Source organism: Lachnoclostridium phytofermentans, from assembly GCF_000733755.1.
Taxonomy (GTDB): domain Bacteria; phylum Bacillota; class Clostridia; order Lachnospirales; family Lachnospiraceae; genus Lachnoclostridium; species Lachnoclostridium phytofermentans_A.
The window spans coordinates 29,562-48,198 of the sequence record NZ_JPOF01000001.1; the positions used below are offsets into that span (position 1 = coordinate 29,562).

At 39.9% G+C, this 18,637-nt stretch carries 19 protein-coding genes; all 19 read left to right on the forward strand.

Annotated features, from left to right (window positions below; all coding sequences use genetic code 11):
- Nucleotides 1-3 precede the first annotated feature (3 nt).
- The 19 genes from CC92_RS0100200 to CC92_RS0100290 all read left to right on the forward strand — a co-directional run bounded on the left by CC92_RS0100200 (nt 4) and on the right by CC92_RS0100290 (nt 18,619).
- On the forward strand, nt 4-2,055 hold the full coding sequence (locus CC92_RS0100200) for a hypothetical protein (protein WP_029502406.1): 2,052 nt from the start codon (nt 4-6) through the stop codon (nt 2,053-2,055).
- 75 nt (nt 2,056-2,130) lie between these two features.
- On the forward strand, nt 2,131-2,553 hold the full coding sequence (locus CC92_RS0100205) for a phage holin family protein (RefSeq protein ID WP_029502405.1): 423 nt from the start codon (nt 2,131-2,133) through the stop codon (nt 2,551-2,553).
- Between the two features lies 1 nt (nt 2,554).
- Nucleotides 2,555-3,577, forward strand: coding sequence for an N-acetylmuramoyl-L-alanine amidase (locus CC92_RS0100210; protein ID WP_029502404.1), 1,023 nt, complete (start codon nt 2,555-2,557; stop codon nt 3,575-3,577).
- Nucleotides 3,578-3,731: 154 nt separating this feature from the next.
- Nucleotides 3,732-3,932: a hypothetical protein gene (locus CC92_RS0100215; RefSeq protein ID WP_029502403.1), complete on the forward strand. Its 201-nt coding sequence runs from the start codon at nt 3,732-3,734 to the stop codon at nt 3,930-3,932.
- Entirely contained in the window at nt 3,925-4,245 is a 321-nt protein-coding gene (locus CC92_RS0100220) for a hypothetical protein (protein WP_029502402.1), read from the forward strand. Before CC92_RS0100215 ends, CC92_RS0100220 begins: the two co-directional genes overlap by 8 nt.
- Nucleotide 4,246: 1 nt before the next feature.
- A complete protein-coding gene (locus tag CC92_RS0100225) occupies nt 4,247-5,368 on the forward strand; it encodes a DUF2800 domain-containing protein (protein WP_029502401.1) in 1,122 nt (373 codons plus the stop codon).
- A gap of 13 nt (nt 5,369-5,381) precedes the next feature.
- Nucleotides 5,382-5,945, forward strand: coding sequence for a DUF2815 family protein (locus tag CC92_RS0100230; RefSeq protein ID WP_029502400.1), 564 nt, complete (start codon nt 5,382-5,384; stop codon nt 5,943-5,945).
- A gap of 20 nt (nt 5,946-5,965) precedes the next feature.
- Nucleotides 5,966-6,148, forward strand: a complete 183-nt coding sequence (locus CC92_RS0100235) for a hypothetical protein (protein ID WP_029502399.1) — start codon at nt 5,966-5,968, stop codon at nt 6,146-6,148.
- Between the two features lie 61 nt (nt 6,149-6,209).
- Nucleotides 6,210-8,201: a DNA polymerase gene (locus CC92_RS0100240; protein ID WP_029502398.1), complete on the forward strand. Its 1,992-nt coding sequence runs from the start codon at nt 6,210-6,212 to the stop codon at nt 8,199-8,201.
- Between the two features lie 54 nt (nt 8,202-8,255).
- Entirely contained in the window at nt 8,256-8,489 is a 234-nt protein-coding gene (locus CC92_RS0100245; protein WP_155998321.1) for an SHOCT domain-containing protein, read from the forward strand.
- Nucleotides 8,490-8,549: 60 nt separating this feature from the next.
- Nucleotides 8,550-10,112 (forward strand): recombinase family protein, encoded by a 1,563-nt coding sequence (locus CC92_RS0100250; RefSeq protein ID WP_029502396.1) that lies wholly within the window; start codon nt 8,550-8,552, stop codon nt 10,110-10,112.
- Nucleotides 10,112-10,537, forward strand: a complete 426-nt coding sequence (locus CC92_RS0100255; RefSeq protein ID WP_029502395.1) for a recombinase — start codon at nt 10,112-10,114, stop codon at nt 10,535-10,537. The genes CC92_RS0100250 and CC92_RS0100255 overlap by 1 nt, the downstream gene beginning before the upstream one ends.
- A complete protein-coding gene (locus CC92_RS0100260) occupies nt 10,530-12,095 on the forward strand; it encodes a recombinase family protein (RefSeq protein WP_029502394.1) in 1,566 nt (521 codons plus the stop codon). The genes CC92_RS0100255 and CC92_RS0100260 overlap by 8 nt, the downstream gene beginning before the upstream one ends.
- Nucleotides 12,096-12,261: 166 nt before the next feature.
- Nucleotides 12,262-12,474 (forward strand): helix-turn-helix domain-containing protein, encoded by a 213-nt coding sequence (locus tag CC92_RS0100265; protein ID WP_029502393.1) that lies wholly within the window; start codon nt 12,262-12,264, stop codon nt 12,472-12,474.
- Between the two features lie 93 nt (nt 12,475-12,567).
- Complete coding sequence (locus tag CC92_RS0100270) at nt 12,568-14,295, forward strand: hypothetical protein (protein ID WP_029502392.1); 1,728 nt, start codon at nt 12,568-12,570, stop codon at nt 14,293-14,295.
- A gap of 4 nt (nt 14,296-14,299) precedes the next feature.
- Entirely contained in the window at nt 14,300-14,671 is a 372-nt protein-coding gene (locus CC92_RS0100275; RefSeq protein WP_029502391.1) for a hypothetical protein, read from the forward strand.
- Nucleotides 14,672-14,673: 2 nt separating this feature from the next.
- Nucleotides 14,674-16,002, forward strand: coding sequence for a hypothetical protein (locus CC92_RS21295; RefSeq protein WP_051650663.1), 1,329 nt, complete (start codon nt 14,674-14,676; stop codon nt 16,000-16,002).
- Between the two features lie 10 nt (nt 16,003-16,012).
- The gene (locus tag CC92_RS0100285) at nt 16,013-17,125 is read left to right on the forward strand and encodes an AAA family ATPase (RefSeq protein WP_029502389.1); all 1,113 of its coding nucleotides are present in this window, start codon (nt 16,013-16,015) and stop codon (nt 17,123-17,125) included.
- Between the two features lie 150 nt (nt 17,126-17,275).
- Nucleotides 17,276-18,619: a hypothetical protein gene (locus tag CC92_RS0100290; RefSeq protein ID WP_029502388.1), complete on the forward strand. Its 1,344-nt coding sequence runs from the start codon at nt 17,276-17,278 to the stop codon at nt 18,617-18,619.
- Nucleotides 18,620-18,637 lie beyond the last annotated feature (18 nt).

Genomic DNA, 18,637 nt, shown 5'->3' on the forward strand with positions numbered 1-18,637 from the left:
TATATGCATGAGGCATTTAATGATGCAAAATATACGGAGGCAACAGAGAAAGCCATTGCTTTTATCAAAAGGCAGATGGATGTTAATAATTTCGTGTATCAGATAAACTTTGCCATGCCCTATGAGGATGCGTATAGCGGAAATGTAATCTACGGAACGGTGACGGGTCTAAACGATGACCTTGACCAGATCTTTCCCCTATACATCAATGTGCCGAGTTACTATGATTATTCCTATAGAGGAAAAGTATCCGGAACGTGGCATGATGTTACGGATTACACCGACTATGCTGTCAATGTTTATGTTCTGCAGGATGCAGAGTACAAGGTAATTACCTGCCCTTTGAAAGCGGATGGAACGTGGGAATCCACGATGGATTATAAGGAAACCTATACGGTTCCGGTCTTGGACGCTGAGGGATTAGCAACAGGAGAAACAACGGAGGAAGTGGTTACCTACACACTAGATGTATCTGTTGATGAAGGCATCAAAGAATTCCGTCTTGCCAGAAATCTAAGTAGCCGATGGGAAACCATAAGTACAAGCTCCGATTTGATTGTGGAACGTCTTGTGTATGATGCCACGGAAGAAATATCTGCAGAAGACGGTGGTTATGCCTACCGATATTTCAGTTTCTTTACGATTGGTCTTTACAGTTATTCGGATGCAGAATACACCAATGCCATCTGTAAAATATGGAATGTCGGCGGCGGGATTTATGTCTGGTATACCAATCATGTGGCAGTCGGGCATAAAATTGCAAAACTTTTACAACAGGTCTGGCGAGAAGGCAATTTTCACTATGATGTGGTTGGTATTGCTGGGTCTATTACCAACCTGCAAACAGGTAGACTTCCGGCATCTTTTTTCATTCCGGCGGATGACCCGCAGTATAACAAGGATGGTTCCAGTGCCCTCGGTGTATATGGATATCTCTTGAATTCCAGAACGTGGGCATACGATGTGGGACTTGCCCTTTTAGTGTTTACTACAAGTGGAGATTATGACCTCTGCAAAGAGATGCTTAATCGTATGGTCTATGAACAAAATACAGACGGTAGTTTCAATTTCTCCTATGACATCTACATCGGTCAGATTTTTGATGGATATGTGCGAACTGGAGCAATGGGATGGCTTGTGTGGGGTGCTTGTTATTACACTTTGGAAAGTGGAGACCGTTCCTATGTGGACATGATAGAGAAAGCCGGAAACTGGATACTGTCAAAGCAGATTAATGATAAAGATGATATGCGTTATGGTCTTATCACAGGTGGTTACGGTACCTACCATATGGAGGATTATTCCTATACTGCAGATGAGATGGAATGGTGTTCTGTGGAGCATCAATGCTCTGCTTTGCAAGCTATCGAAGGCTGTGCATTGGTTTTCAAGGATATGAAATATAAGAAAGCTGCAGAACTGGTGCGTGAGAGATTATACCTTACCTGCTATGACAAGAACAACTGCCGTTTCTACCAAGGAATAAACAGTGGTAAGCCGGATGAAGCGTGGGCACTCGACTGTACCACTTGGGCAGGAATGTTGGCATTTTCCATTGTGCATGACGGAACAGCAAAGGACTGCCTTGCAACGGCCAAGGAGGTATATCTTACTACAGGCAAGAGCATCGTTAAGAGTTCAGAATCTGATTACTACAATATGACATACTCCAGTTCGGATACCTTTTCGGGATTCAAGCCATACAGTGACAGAACCGCAGATTACACAGGTGCGCCGGATCTGGTATGGACAGAAGGCACACTCGGATATGCGGCACTTGCTTTGATGTTGGGTCATTGGGATGAAGCGAGAATCTATGTGGACGAGTGTATTAATCTGCAAAATTGCGATGGCAGTACGGGCGGAGTAATCTATACTACGGCTACCTACGGAATGCTGCCGTGGGAGTTTCATGTATGGGAAAGCGTAGTATCCTCGGCATGGCTCTATCTCATCATTCATAATCCGGATGTATTATTTCCGAAAACACTTAGACAAGTTTATTATATGGCCAAAATCGGAAATATCCACGATGAGCGTCCGAGCGAGAATTAAACACTTTATTTGAACGGTTGTCCTTTAGGGCAGCCGTTTTTTAATACAAAAAATAAGAAATGGAGGATTTTCATTATGAAGGAATTTTGGTCAACAATTCAACTTATTTTTACTGCCATCGGGGGATGGCTTGGATACTTTTTGGGTGGCTGCGATGGACTTTTGTATGCTCTGATTGCATTCACAGTTGTGGATTATATCACGGGTGTTATGTGTGCCATTGCAGATAAAAACCTATCAAGTGCTGTTGGTTTTAAGGGTATCTGCCGTAAGGTACTGATTTTTACCCTTGTTGGCATTGCAAACATCATTGATGTTCAGGTTATCGGCTCTGGCTCTGTACTGAGAACGGCAGTTATTTTCTTTTATCTTTCCAATGAAGGTGTATCTCTTTTGGAAAATGCAGCACACATTGGCTTGCCTATTCCTGAAAAATTAAAGGATGTATTGGAACAGTTGCATGACAGAGCAGAAAATACGGAAAGTGAGGATAAATAGTATGAAGTTAGTAGAATCGATTCTTACAAAGAACCCTTGCTATAAGGCAGGAAAGAAGATTACAGTAAAAGGTCTTATGCTGCATTCGGTTGGATGTCCACAGCCAAGTGCAGCAGTTTTTATTAAGAACTGGAATAGTGCTGATTATGATAGAGCTTGTGTACACGGCTTTATTGATGGAAATGATGGGACTGTATATCAGACATTGCCGTGGAATCATCGCGGTTGGCACGGTGGTGGTTCTTCCAATAATACGCATATCGGTGTAGAAATGTGTGAGCCTGCCTGCATTAAATATACAGGTGGTTCTACATTTACTTGCTCTGATATTACTACGGCAAAGGCAGTGGCAAAACGCACTTATGAGGCAGCTGTTGAGTTATTTGCAATGCTCTGTGATACCTATAATCTTGACCCTCTTGCAGATGGTGTAATTGTAAGTCATGCAGAAGGACATAAGAGAGGAATTGCATCTAATCACGGTGACCCAGAGCATTTATGGAAACAGCTTAATATGGGATATACAATGAACGGATTCCGAAAAGCTGTGAAAAACGCAATGGGTACAGATACACCTTCTGATAATGAAGAAGATATCTCATATCCTGAAAAGTTGACTTCCGGTTATTACAGAGTGCGTAAGACTTGGAGTGATAAGAAGTCACAGCTTGGAGCATATCGTGTTCTTTCTAATGCAAAAGCGAAAGCAGATGAAAATAGTGGTTATTCTGTCTTCTCTGATGATGGTAAAGTAGTCTATTCCCCTTCCAATAACAAAACGGAGGAAAAGGAAGAAACGGTAACAAAATTTGAACCATACCGTGTTCGTGTCAGCATTACAAACTTAAATATCCGTAAAGGACCGGGTACAAACTTTGGCAAGGTTGGTCAGTACACAGGCAAAGGTGTATTTACGATTGTAGAAGAGGCTGATGGTTCAGGTGCTACCAAGTGGGGACTTTTGAAATCCTATGCTAAAAACCGTAATGGTTGGATTTCCCTTGATTATGCAAAGAGACTGTAATTGAATATGTGATTGTAATGCCCGTTAGAGATTTATTTCTCCGACGGGCATTATTTTTTTGAAATTTTTTAGAAAGCTGTCCAATCTGTCCTTCTCCCAAGGCTAATAGGTAGAGGGTCACAAGAAAAGAAACCCTCGGAAAGAGGTGACGGATATGAAACACAATTTAAAAATCAGTGTTTCCAAAGAGCCAAAGAAGGAAGGTGTTGTCAGTTGCCGCAATGTTACCGTGCGAGAACGCCTCTTGCGTTTTCTCCTTGGTGACAAGCAGAAACTGACCATCATCGTGCCGGGTGACACCGTTTCGGAATTGGCCATTGCACAAATCAAGGAAGGAGGACAAATTCATGAGTAAAATGAGCGAACTGGCAGCAGAACTTACAGAGTTAAAGCGTTGTGGAGAAATCCTTATTGGAATATCTGAAACATTGACACAAATGTTTAGTTCGGATGTCACAGAAGAAAAACAAGAGCCAACTAAAGAACAGGAAGTAAAACAGGAAAAAGCATTGTCAATTACAGATGTTCGCAAGGTACTGGCAGAAAAATCCCGTAACGGTCATACAGCAAAAGTCAAAGAACTCCTTATTAAGTATGGAGCAGATAAATTGTCTGAAATTGACCCATCAAAATATGCGGCACTTGTAGCCGAGGCGGAGGTGCTGTGATATGGGAAAACACGCATTGCTTTCTGCATCCAGTAGCCATAGATGGTTATCCTGCCCACCGTCAGCACGACTTTGTGCAGATGGAGAAGATAAAGGTAGTGAATATGCCAGACAAGGCACGGATGCACATATTCTTTGCGAGTATAAGCTAAAGAAAATGCTCGGTATGGACTGTGATGACCCTACAGAATCACTTTCTTTCTATGATGAAGAAATGGAAGAGTGTGCGGATGGGTATGCAGGTTTTGTAGTAGAGCAGCTATCCAAAGCAAAGGAAATCTGCACTGACCCGGTAGTGTTGATTGAACAGAAATTGGATTTTTCTAAATATGTATGTGAGGGATTTGGTACTGGTGACTGCGTTATCGTTGCTGATGGAACTGTATCGGTGATTGATTATAAGCACGGTCTGGGTGTTCTTGTATCAGCAGAAAACAATCCACAGATGATGTGTTATGCTCTCGGTGCCTTGGAGTTGTTTGATGGAATTTACGATGTGGATACCGTCAGTATGACTATCTATCAGCCACGCAGGGAAAACATCAGTACCTTTATCATTTCTAAAGCAGAACTTATACAGTGGGCAGAAACGGTTCTTGTTCCTACGGCAAAATTGGCCTATGCGGGAGAAGGAGAATTTAAGGCTGGCGAGCATTGTCAGTTTTGCAAAGTAAAAGCTACCTGCCGCAAACGTATGGAATACAATATGGAACTTGCCAGATATGACTTTGAAATGCCTGCAACATTAAGTGAAGAAGAAATTGCAGTCATTCTTACCAAGGTGGATGAGTTATCTGCTTGGGCAGAAGATGTCAAAGAATATGCTCTGACTCAGGCACTTGCAGGAACGAAATACACCGGATTTAAGGTGGTGGAAGGTCGCTCTAATCGTAAGTATACAGATGAAACCAAGGTGGCAGCAGTTGTATCGGATGCAGGATTTGACCCTTATGAAAAGGAAGTGGCAGGAATTACTGCTATGCAGAAACTTCTCGGTAAAAAGAAGTTTGAAGAATTACTCGGAAGTCTTGTGTATAAGCCACAGGGCAAACCAACACTCGTGCCGGAGAGTGATAAACGTTCGGCAATGAATACAGCAATTGAAGATTTTAGTGAAAATTAAGGAGGAAAAATTTATGTCAATTATTAATAATCCAATGAAAGTTATTACAGGCCCTGAAACAAGATGGTCTTATGCAAATGTGTGGGAGCCTAAGTCGATTAATGGAGGTACACCGAAGTATAGTGTAAGTCTTATCATCCCTAAATCTGATACCAAGACGGTAGAAAAGATTCAGTCTGCTATTCAGGCGGCTTATGATGAAGGACAGGGCAAATTGAAAGGTAACGGCAAATCCGTTCCTGCACTTTCTGTACTTAAGACACCACTCCGTGATGGAGATGCAGAAAGACCGGATGACCCTGCGTATGCCGACAGTTATTTCATCAATGCAAACAGCGCGGTAGCACCGGGCATTGTAGATGTAGACCGTCAGCCTATTATCGACAGAAGTGAAGTATACAGTGGCGTTTATGGACGTGCCAGCATCAATTTCTATGCTTTTAATTCCAATGGTAATAAAGGCATTGCCTGTGGTCTTAATAATCTTCAGAAGGTTAAGGATGGAGAACCTTTGGGTGGTAAGTCTCGTGCAGAGGATGATTTTGCGACAGAAAACGATGATGACTTTTTAGCATAAGGAAGGAATGGTGACAAACTATGACAACGATTGAGATTTTGTTTGCAATGGCAATGATTGTTATTTGGGGATGCTTTGGAATTACTATGGTGATTTCAAGTGTTCAGAGTTTCATTTATGACAGAAGACGTGAAAAGCGTGAACTGGAAAGAGATGCAAGAGACCGTGAATACCACGAAGAACGCATGAAAAATTTGAAGTAAGGATATGGCGGGACGGCAGGGATTATCTTTGCCGTCTTTGTCCTTATTATGGAGGAATGTTATGAGTCAAATTAAGACAATATCCATCGACATCGAAACTTTTTCAGATGTCGATTTACAAAAAAGTGGAGTTTATAAATATGTGGAGTCTTCCCTATTCGAAATCCTGTTATTTGGTTATTCAGTAAATGGTGGCGAAGTGCAAGTAGTGGATCTGGTGCAGGGAGAAAGCATCCCAACAGATATTTTAGTAGCGCTGACAGATGATAATGTCATCAAATGGGCTTTTAATGCACAGTTTGAACGAATCTGCTTGTCAGCTTATTTGCAGAAACATTACCCACAGCATTTTTACAGTTACAGTATCACAGAGGATAGTGTTGGAAATTATCTTGCCCCATTCTCATGGAGATGTTCTCTTGTGTGGTCTGCCTATATGGGTCTTCCACTATCCCTTGCAGGAGCAGGTGCTGTGCTTGGATTACCAGAGCAGAAATTAAAAGAAGGCAAAGAGTTGATTCGTTATTTTTGTGTTCCGTGTAAACCAACGAAAACCAATGGCGGCAGGGAGAGAAATTTACCTCATCACGATATGGCCAAGTGGCAGATGTTTCTTTCATATAATAAGCGTGATGTTGAGGTAGAAATGGCCATTCAGTCAAAGTTAAGCAACTACCCTGTCCCCGATTTTATTTGGGAGGAATATTGCCTCGACCAAGAAATCAATGACCGTGGCATTGCCCTTGATATGGAGGTTGTAACAAATGCAATAGCTACGGATGAACGTTCTAAAAATCATCTGATGGCAGAGATGAAAGAATTGACAGGACTTGAAAATCCTAACTCTGTACAACAGATGAAACAGTGGTTATTAGATAGAGATTTAGAAACGGATTCTCTTGATAAGAAAGCAGTTGCTGGGTTGCTAAAAACTGTTGATGAACCATTACGCTCGGTGCTTACCTTAAGGCAGCAGCTTGCAAAATCTTCTGTGAAAAAATATCAGGCAATGGAAAATGCTGTGTGTAAAGACGGACGTGCCAGAGGGATGTTCCAGTTCTACGGTGCCAATAGGTCAGGAAGATGGGCTGGCAGACTGATACAGTTGCAGAATTTACCACAAAACCATATGCCGGATTTGGAAGAGGCTCGCTCTCTTATAAAGGCAAATGACTATGATGCGTTGGAACTTTTGTATGATGATATTCCAGATACCTTGTCACAACTTATTCGTACAGCTTTTGTACCCAAGAATGGAATGAAATTTGTGGTCGCAGACTTTAGTGCTATTGAAGCAAGGGTGCTTAGTTTTCTTGCTGGCGAAATGTGGAGAGCAGAAGTTTTTGCTAACGGTGGTGATATCTATTGTGCATCAGCCAGTCAGATGTTTCATGTTCCTGTGGAAAAGCACGGTGTAAATAGCCATCTCAGACAAAAGGGTAAGATTGCGGAATTGGCACTCGGTTATGGTGGTTCGGTTGGTGCTTTGAAATCTATGGGGGCTTTGGATATGGGACTTTCCGAAGAAGAACTGCAGCCACTTGTGGATGCGTGGCGTAGTGCTAATCCAATGATAGTGCAGTTTTGGTGGGATGTTGACCGTGCTGTAAAGACAGCAGTAAAACAGAAAATCAGTACAGAAACCCACGGTATTCGCTTTGTATGTAAAAGTGGGATGCTATTTATTAAATTGCCATCTGGGAGGTCACTATCTTATGTGAAACCACATATGGGAGAAAATAAATTCGGTGGCGAATCAGTAACTTATGAAGGAGTCGGTGCTACTAAAAAGTGGGAACGCATCGAAAGTTACGGTCCCAAGTTTGTGGAGAATATTGTGCAGGCTATCAGCCGTGATATTTTGATGTATGCCATTCGTACTTTGAGTCATTGCTTTATCTGTGGTCATGTTCACGATGAGATTATTATTGAGTGTAGCAAAGGAGTATCGGTAGATGCTATATGTGAGCAGATGGGAAGAACTCCACCGTGGATAGACGGACTGCTCCTTCGTGCCGATGGCTACGAAACGGAATTTTATAAAAAAGATTAGAGAAACTGTCCAATTTTACCTCCTGCCAAGGCTATTAGGCAGGAGGTGTTTTTTATGGCAGATGAAAACAGAGTAGTAACGATGATTACAGAACCGGGACTTTCCCCTGCACCAATAAAATCCCGTATGACCGAGGAGCAGTTAAAGGGTGATTATAAATATTGCATGGCACAGAAATTGGTAAAAGCAATGCTGGAAAAGGGTTTAATTTCTGTGGATGAATTCAACAAAATAACGGAGAAAAATCGCAAAACTTTCTCCCCGTATTTAGCTGAGATAATGTCATAAATGACTTGATATTTCGGCACTATTACGGGAATATGTCCATACCGAAAGCGAGGTGAGATGATGAAAAGGATAACAAAAATTGAGGAAAATAAAGCCTTACTCATACGAAAGAAAATTCGTGTTGCAGCCTATTGCCGAGTATCTACGGCAAGTGATGAACAGCTTATCAGTTTGGAGGCTCAAAAAGCACATTACGAGGATTACATCAAATCCAATGATGAGTGGGAGTATGCTGGTCTTTATTATGATGAAGGGGTCACAGGTACAAAAAAGGATTGCCGTGATGGGTTGCTTTCCCTTGTGGAGGATTGTGAAAAAGGTTTGATAGATCTGGTCATTACAAAATCCATCAGCCGTTTCAGTAGAAATACAACAGACTGCTTGGAATTGGTACGAAAGTTACTCGACCTAAAGGTTACCGTTATTTTTGAAAAAGAAAATCTAAACACAGGCACTATGGAGAGTGAACTAATGCTTTCAATACTTAGTAGCCTTGCAGAAAGCGAATCCGTATCCATTTCTGAAAACAGCAAATGGTCGGTTCAGAAACGCTTTCAGAATGGAACCTTTATCATCGGCTACCCACCATATGGATATATGAACCTAAATGGTGAAATGGTAATTGTGCCTGAACAGGCAGAAGTTGTAAAACAAATTTTTGCAGATACACTTGCCGGAAAAAGTACCCATGTGATTGCAAAGGAACTAAATGATAGAGGTATTAAAAGCAAAAAAGGTGGAAAGTGGTATCCCGGAACTATCAATGCAATCATTCGCAATGAGAAGTTTACGGGAGATGTTATTTTCCAAAAGACCTATACCGACAGCCGATTTACTCGTCATACCAATTACGGTGAGTGTGATAGGTATTTATGCGAAGGTCATCACGAGGCTATTGTTAGCCACGAGATATTTGATAAGGCCAACGAAGTATTGAATCAAAGAGGCAAAGAAAAAGGCAACGGTGAAAACACACAGCGTTATCAGAACCGTTATGGTTTTTCGGGTAGAATCAAATGTGGTGAGTGTGGTAGTGTATTTAAACGCAGGATTCATTACAAACCAAGCGGAGATTATATAGCTTGGTGCTGTACCCACCATATTGAGGATAAAACAGCCTGCTCTATGAAATACATCACAGACGATGGAATAAAGGCTGCGTTTCTTACAATGATGAATAAGCTGATATTTGCTCATCAGATAGTCCTTAAACCGCTACTTCACAGCCTGCAAGGTTTGGATGATAAAGACCGATTATTGCAACTACAAGACTATGAGGACAGGTTGGAAAAGAATATGGAGCAAAGGCAGGTACTTACAAGTCTGATGGCAAGTGGTCTGTTAGAGCCAGCACTTTTCAACCGTGAAAACAATATGCTGATTGCACAGGAACAGCAGCTCTTGGAAGAAAAGAACAGTATTATGAATTCCGTAAGCGGTGACCGAACCAAGGTGGATGCCTTGAAGAAACTTATAAAAGCTGTATCGGGCAGAAGTATGTTAACAGAATATGAGGATGAATTCTTTCTTTCCCATGTAGAAACAGTCACGGTACTTTCAAGGGATGAGATTGTATTTGTTTTAAAGTGTGGTTTGAAATTAAAGGAAAGGTTGGTGGCATAATGGCACACATTCCCTACGGATATAAAATAGTGGATGGTAAAGCAGAAATTGACGAAGAGCAAGCTGGTGTTGTAAGAGCATTATTTGAAGGATATATTTCCGGTTTGGCTCTAAAGGTAGCAGCTGAACAAGCAGGACTGAATATTTACCACGGCAGTGCCGGGCGAATGCTGAGGAATACGCACTACCTTGGAGATGAATATTACCCTACCATTATTGACAAAGCATTGTTTGATAAAGCAGAAGAAATCAGAGTGGCAAAGGCAGGTGCCTTGGGTAGAATCAGAGAATTGGATAAGCCATCAAAAGTTGTGGCGAACAAAAGTTTTACTATAAAGCTGATTGAGATGAAATTCACAGACCCTTTTGCACAGGCGGAATATGCATACAGTTTGATAGAAAGCGAGGTGGCAACAGTTGAGTAAGAATATAACGGTTATCCCGGCACGAAGACGAGTCGGAAACACTGTGAACAAGGAAGTAAAGCCGAAACTTAAGGTCGCAGCGTACTGCCGTGTGAGTACCGACAGTGATGAACAGGCTACAAGTTATGAGGCGCAGGTGGAGCATTACACCAACTTCATACAGAAAAATGATGAGTGGGAATTCGCAGGCATATTTGCTGACGATGGTATTTCTGGAACTAACACAAAAAAGCGAGAAGAATTTAATCGTATGATTGAGGAATGTATGGCAGGTCATATTGATATGATTATTACAAAGTCCATCAGCCGATTCGCAAGAAATACACTTGATTGTCTGAAGTATATCCGTCAGCTAAAGGAAAAGAATATTCCCGTATTTTTTGAAAAAGAGAACATAAACACAATGGATTCCAAGGGCGAGGTTTTATTAACCATTATGGCCAGTCTTGCACAGCAGGAGTCGGAATCTTTAAGCAAAAATGTAAAGTTGGGATTGCAGTTTAGATACCAGAATGGCGAGGTGCAGGTAAACCACAATCGTTTCATGGGTTATACAAAGGACGATAAAGGACACCTTGTGATAGAGCCAGAGGAGGCTGAAATTGTAAAACGCATTTATTTGGAATATCTGCAAGGGGCAAGTCTAAAGCAAATCGGAGAAGGTTTGCAGGAAGACGGAATCCTAACTGCCGCGGGTAAAGAAAGGTGGCGTCCAGAAACCATTAAGAAAATTCTAAGTAATGAAAAGTACATCGGAGATGCCCTTCTTCAGAAAACCTATACGGTGGATGTGCTTACTAAAAAGCGAGTGAAGAATAACGGCATTGTTCCACAGTATTATGTAGAAAACAACCATGACCCTATCATTCCCCGTGACCTTTATATGCAAGTGCAAGAGGAAATGCTAAGACGAGCCAATCTCCACAGTGGAGAAAACAGAAAGAAAAGGGTTTACAGTAGTAAATTTGCACTTTCCAGTATTGTGTACTGTCCAAAGTGTGGTGACATCTATCGCCGGATTGCTTGGAACAACCGAGGGAAACACTCCATTGTATGGCGTTGCGTAAGCCGAGTGGAACACGGACCAAGCTGTTGTGATTCACCGACCGTTCAGGAAACTGACCTGCAGAATGCCGTGGTAAAAGCCATTAACTTAGCTCTTGGTGGCAAGAATGAGATGCTTGTCACCTTGGAAGATAATATTGCTACTGTTTTTGCTTTGGGGGATGACGGTTCGATAGAAAGTATTAATGCCAAGCTGGAAGAATTGCAGAAGGAATTGTTAAAGAGAGCTAATGCCAAAAAGGATTATAATGACCTTGCCGATGAGATTGACCGTTTGCGTGAACTGAAACAGGATGCAATGGTAGAGAATGCAGTGCGTGAGGGATTGAAACAAAGGATGGCTGAAATGAAACAGTTCCTTGCAGAACAGACAGACGAGATTGAAGAATATGATGAGGCATTAGTCAGAAGAATGATTGAAAAGATAACAGTGCATGAAGATAGATTCACGGTTGAGTTCAAATCCGGCACAAGCATAAATGTAGAAAGATAAAATAGATTCACGGTTAGCACCTTGCAGAAATGCAGGGTGTTTTCTGTTGCAAAAATTTCATCTGCTGGTTACGTGCAAATATTGTAAAATGTCGGATTTTGTGATATAATAAATAATCTTATTTGTGTTAGAACTAATAAGTATTGCGAATAGGAGCAGTAAATACATGATTAAAAACAATATAGAAGTAGATGTAAAAGTAAAGTGTATAGAGAACGGAACTACGCAGGCACAACTTGCGGAAACTATTGGAACAACAGGACAATATGTAAATCGTATCATCAAGAAACAAGATGGTATTGTTAATAAGACCTTCGTGCAGATGCTTGAGGCTCTTGGATACGATATCGAATTAACCTATGTAAAAAGAGAGATTTGAGCGAAACAATAATTTTAGGAGGACACAATGTGTCCATGTGCTTTGTTACAATAATAATATCTCCCCTATTATACACTGAAAGGATGAAAAATTATGGCAAAGGAAAATGCTATTCTCGATAAAGAAGAAACTTTAAGCGAAGAATTGTCGGAGTCATTTGACTTTGATGAGTTGGAGGAAAAACTTCAAAGACAGTTGGAAGAGGAACTCGCAGATATGCAGTTTCTTGCAGAAGAAAAAGAAAAGATTGGAAATCCAGACAATCTGGGTAGTGTCATCATGGATGTTGTGTGGGAGCAATTTTTAAACCAAGTTGCTGTTACTGCGGGCGAAGATTTTATCAAAGAAAATAGAGGACTTCATCTTGATTTGAGAAAAGAGGCTCATATTCAGACAACAAAGAATTTTGCAGAAGGTAAAATTGCAACACATAATACTGAAATCGATTATCAGGAAAGGTATGACGATTGGCAGAGTAACTTCCAAAAGGATCCTAACATTGAACATAAAACAAGCAATTACAGATACAATGACGAACAACAGGTATGGGAAAAACATGATACCAGAAGTGATTCTTGGAAGAAAGTATTGAACAAGGATGCTCGTGCCGATTTTGATAAAGGCAGACCAACAGGTAATAATACAGCCAATACAAATATGGACCATACTGTTTCTGCAGGTGAGATTATTCGCGACCCGGATGCAAATGCTCACATGACTCGCGAAGAGCAGGTCGCTTTTGCTAATAGTGAGAAAAATCTCAATTTGATGGATTCGGCTGCTAATCAATCTAAGGGCGATTCTACTATGTCTGAATTTTTGGATAGTGAAAGAGATGGAAAGAAGGCAGCAGAACGCTTTAATATTGATGAAGAAGAACTTCGTAAAAAGGATGCAGAGGCTCGTGAGGAATACGAAAAACAGAAAAAAGAGGCTGAGCAAAAATCCATTGAAGCAGGAAAAAAATCCCGAAAAGAAGAGGCATTCCGTATTGGTGGGAAAGCACTTCGTGCGGTACTTATGCAGTTATTGGCCGAACTTGTCAGAGAGATTATTGCCAAGCTGGTTAAGTGGTTTAAATCATCCCAAAAAGCCTTGGATACTCTGTTGGATAGTCTGAAAGAAGCAATTCATTCTTTTATCGGTAAGATGAAACAGCATTTTATTAATGCAGGGAACACGCTGTTTACTACTGTTGCAACAGCAATTTTAGGTCCTATTGTTGGAACATTTAAAAAAGTGTGGATTATGCTGAAACAGGGATGGAGTTCCCTCAAAAATGCCGTTGCTTATATCAAGGACCCTGCAAATAAAGGAAAGCCTATCGGAAGATTGCTGATGGAAGTTGGGAAAATTGTAATTGCGGGTATGACTGGTGTTGGCGCTATGATACTTGGAGAAGTAATTGAAAAGGGGCTAATGACTATTCCTATCTTTGCAGTTGAGATTCCGTTACTTGGTAGCTTGGCGAACATATTGGGTATTTTCCTTGGTGCTGTTGTTGCAGGTATTATTGGTGCGATAGCAATTAACATCATCGAGAAGCAGATTGAAAAGGACATGAAGCGAGAAAATGTCGATGCTCAAATAAAGAAAGGCAATGAAATCTTAAGAACGCAGCATCAGTTACAGGTTGTTAATGAAGAACAACTTGACCACACAAAATCGGTAGCGGCACAGAATATATACGAGCGTCATGTTGCTGCGGCCAATATGATGGTGGATTCTGTTGAAACTATTAGAGCAAATTGTGAAACTGATGAAAGCATTCAAGATGCTTTCGATGATATTGATAAGCTATTTGATGAATTGGAGGATTGATGATATGAAAAAGGTATTCTACATCATAGGTGCTGGTTTAGTCATAGGTGCTACGGTAGCTACCGCTGTGTATTTGTTGAAGAATAAGAAAAAGAAAGAATGTGGGGAAGATTACGATTACAAGGACTCTGCAGAAAAGCGAGTAGCAACAGATGATGAACTTTCAACGGAGATTACCCCCATCCACGATGACCCTGGGTATGAAGACGTAAAAAGTTCTGCGATTGGAAGTATGTATTCCAGACATGAAGGTGCAGCTACCATCATGAGTGATTCAGTAGAGGCGATTCTTGAAAACGTGAAGATTTCCAAAGGTACAAATGACGAAATCGACGAGGTTTCTGCTGAATTAGATAAAATGCTAAGTGAGGACTAAAGATGGGTGAATTAGTTATACAGTATCATGATTTTGAAAATGCAAAAAAGGAAATAAAGAAGTTTTCTGAACAGTCCACAACAGATTTAGATTTGAAAAGAGTAGATGACTCTAAAGGTGTTGGCGAATTTCTGGGCGATTGGATTTTCGGACGTGGAATTGGGTTGAACCATAAGGTTACAGGTGAGGAATTAAATGAATTAACTTCGCAAATCCAATCTCATTTGCACAGTATTAATAATACTCAAATTAAGCTGATTAAGGAATTTGGACAGGTATACAGTGCTTTGGAAGCTTTGGATAAGGATTACATCCAAGCTATTCTGGTTTCTATTAAGGCGACTGAAGAAACAAGTGAAAGCATTCAAAAAACACAAGAACAGATTAAAAAAATTGTTGAAAATCAGCGAAAAACCCTTGAGGAACTCAAAAAGTTTAAGCAGAAATTGGATGGCTATGCCCATCTGGGAGATATTGATAAAATTTGGGGTGACTGCCAAAAATGGCATCAAGAGATGACCTCTCTTTCAAAGGGGATTGCTACAGCTACTGAGCATAGTAAAGAAAGCATCAAAAAGGTAGACGCTTTAAAAATTGCATTTACGGCAGCAGAAAAGAAAACAAGTGATTTGTCGGAACAACTCTCTCAGATGATAAAAAGGTTGAAGTCAATCAGTGCATTTACCAGTGCTTTGGAGACAATCACTCATTTGCAAGATGTTGATGCAATGTGGGAATCCCTCTCTGCAGCACACGACTCTATGAGACGTATCAACGGAGACGTTGAGAAAATTCAGAAAGTATCATCTAAACATCAAGAAGAAATCAATAAGTTGCTTGCGTTCACAGAAAAAATATCTTTCCTTAAGCACTTGACGTATGTGGACAATATCTGGACTTGGATGGAAGAGCAGAAACCTCACTTGAAAGAGGTCGACCGCATTAACGAAGAGCAGAATGGTAGATTAGATGCATTATCTCAAAAAAGCGAAGAAATTAGTGGACGTGTATCCAAAACCACGGATAGCCTTCGTATTCTGAATGAGTATATGAATAGCCTCGACAATATTGTACATTTGGAAGATGTGGATAGTACATGGCAAGTTGTTGAGAAACATACGGAACAGTTAAGTGAGATAGAAAAACAGAATGGTAGCATTGTTTCTACTGTTCAAAAAAACAAGGAAGATGTAGAAGCAAAAATTGCAGCCGCTATTCAAGAAACAAACAGTTCAATTGAATCTTTAACAAAGAAGCTAAAGTATGCGTATTGGATTGCCGGAGTGGCTGCGGGATTGGCGATAATCGAGTTGATGTTGCTTCTATTATGAAGGTAATACAATGGATAAATATGGTCAAGCACTAATAAATAATGCATCTAAATTAGATGCGGTCACAGATGCCTGTGGAGAAATAACGAAGTTAGCAACTGTGATTGTAGAGGAATATAGCAAGCCTGCTACAATTTCGATTCTGAAAAAAATCTCAGAATCAGTTGATAATCCTAGATACAAGATTGAAGCAAAACGTGCAGCTCAGGTTGTTAATTCTAGCTTGATTGAGTTTTATGGTTATTCTACTATACAGAGCATTTGCAAACCTGAGACAGACGCGGATGAAGATACAAGAACGCTCCAAGATTTGTTGGATGAATTGAATGCCCTTATTGGCTTGGAAAAGGTCAAAAGTAAGGTTCAAGATTTAATTGTATATCAAAAAGTTCAGAAGATGCGTCGGGAGAATAATCTTCACTCTACAAAGAATACATTGCATCTTGCGTTTACCGGAAATCCCGGAACGGGAAAAACAACGGTTGCCAGAATTGTTGGAAGAATCTATAAGAGAATAGGGTTGCTGTCAAAGGGGCATTTTGTTGAGGTTTCACGAACTGACCTTATTGCTGGATATCAAGGACAAACTGCACTTAAAGTAAAAAAAGTAATTGAGCAGGCAAAAGGTGGTGTGTTGTTCATTGATGAGGCATATAGCATCACGGAGAATGACCATTCCGACTCATATGGCAGAGAGTGTCTAACAGAATTAACGAAAGCCTTGGAAGATTATAGGGATGATCTGGTCGTGATTGTCGCTGGATACACCGAACCTATGAATAAGTTTTTTGAGTCAAATCCCGGATTAAAATCTCGCTTCAATACATTTATAGAATTTGATGATTATTCTCCTAATGAATTGGATAGAATATTGATTTCTATGTGTAAAAATAACGATTATGTTTTGGATGATAAAGCTAAAGAAAAAATCCATTTATATTTTGAACAGCAAACGTCATCGAAGGATGAAAACTTTGCAAACGGTAGATTGGTGCGAAATCTTTATGATGATTTGGTTATGAATCATGCAAGACGAGTAATTGATATCACTAATCCAGACAAGAGTGTACTGTCAACTATTACATCCACAGATTTTACTATTCTATATCAAATAAGGAAATGAATAATATACCAGAGAGTAGAAGTCTGGAATATTAGATAGTCAATGGGTAGAAATGTGAAAGTATGTTTTAAGAATCTAAAAAGGTTTGTTTTGATACGATTATAACGACGATTTATTATGTGATTAAACAAGCAAGGAGATGTATGTAATATGAAATATTCGGAATATGCTGGTCTAAGGTGGGGAAAACTCAATGATAATGACAAAAAATTTCTTTTGAAAAATGCCATTTGTAGAGGTGGAATGACAGGTAGTCCTTTAACACAAGGTGAGGGAATGGTAGAGTTTGCGGAAACGCTGGCGGTTTTAGGTGCTGTTTATGACGGAAATATAGTAATTGATGATGAGGCAGAATTATATAATCCGTGTATTGGTAATGATGGAAGACCATTAACTGAGGAAGATTTAGAGAAAATGTTAGATGAGTATAAAGCTACATCTGAAAATGAGAATCTTATGAATGAGTATGAATATTATATGAAAAACAGACCTCATGTTGTTATTCTTGGAGCTGGAGCGAGTTGTGCAACAATACCCAATGGAGATAAATATGGGAAGAAAATATCTGCTATGAGTGGTTTTATTGAAAAACTCGGTCTAACTGATATTCTTTCAAAAATTAGTATACACACTTCTTCGGATAACCTTGAAGATATATATATGGAAATCGACGAACGCAGTCAAGAAGAGGAAGAATGTAGAAAAGTAAAAGAAGAATTAGAAAAAATAATTTGGGAGTACATGAGTAGTTACGAATTACCAGATAATCCTACGATATATGATTTTCTTGTATTAAGTCTTACAGAGAAAGATTTGATTGTTACATTTAATTGGGATCCATTGTTGGTTCAAGCTATATGTAGGATGCAACGATATACAAGTAATATACCACAGGTTGCTTTTCTACACGGGAATGTCGCAGTTGGGTTTTGTGAAGATGATAATATAATGGGAAATGTAGGTGAGTTATGCAGATGTGGAAAATCATTAAAACCAATGAAATTGCTATTCCCCGTGAAGAAGAAAAATTATAGCAGTGATATTGCTATTCGTAAATCGTGGAAAACTCTTAACAATGCGTTAGAAAAAGCCTATATGATTACAATCTTTGGTTATAGTGCACCTAAAAGTGATATTGAAGCTGTGTCAATGATGAAAAAAGCATGGGGAACGGTTTCGGATAGGAATCTGGAAGAGATAGAAATAATTGATATTAGAAAAGAAGATGACGTTATTGAGTCGTGGAATCAATTTATACATACGCATCATTATTCGTATCACACAAGTTTCTTTGATTCAACATTGGCACGCTGTCCGAGGAGAACGTGTGAGGCCACATTTGATAGACTTATGAATTGTATATGGTTGGATGGAAGTAAAGGATTTAAAGAAAGTATGTCGTTTTTGGATATCGAGAAGTATATTTGCAATTTGATAGAGGAAGAAAAAAATGCAAAAGGGAAAAATATAGTACTTTCAAATCCTTATTATTAAAATTGTAATATGGTGGAT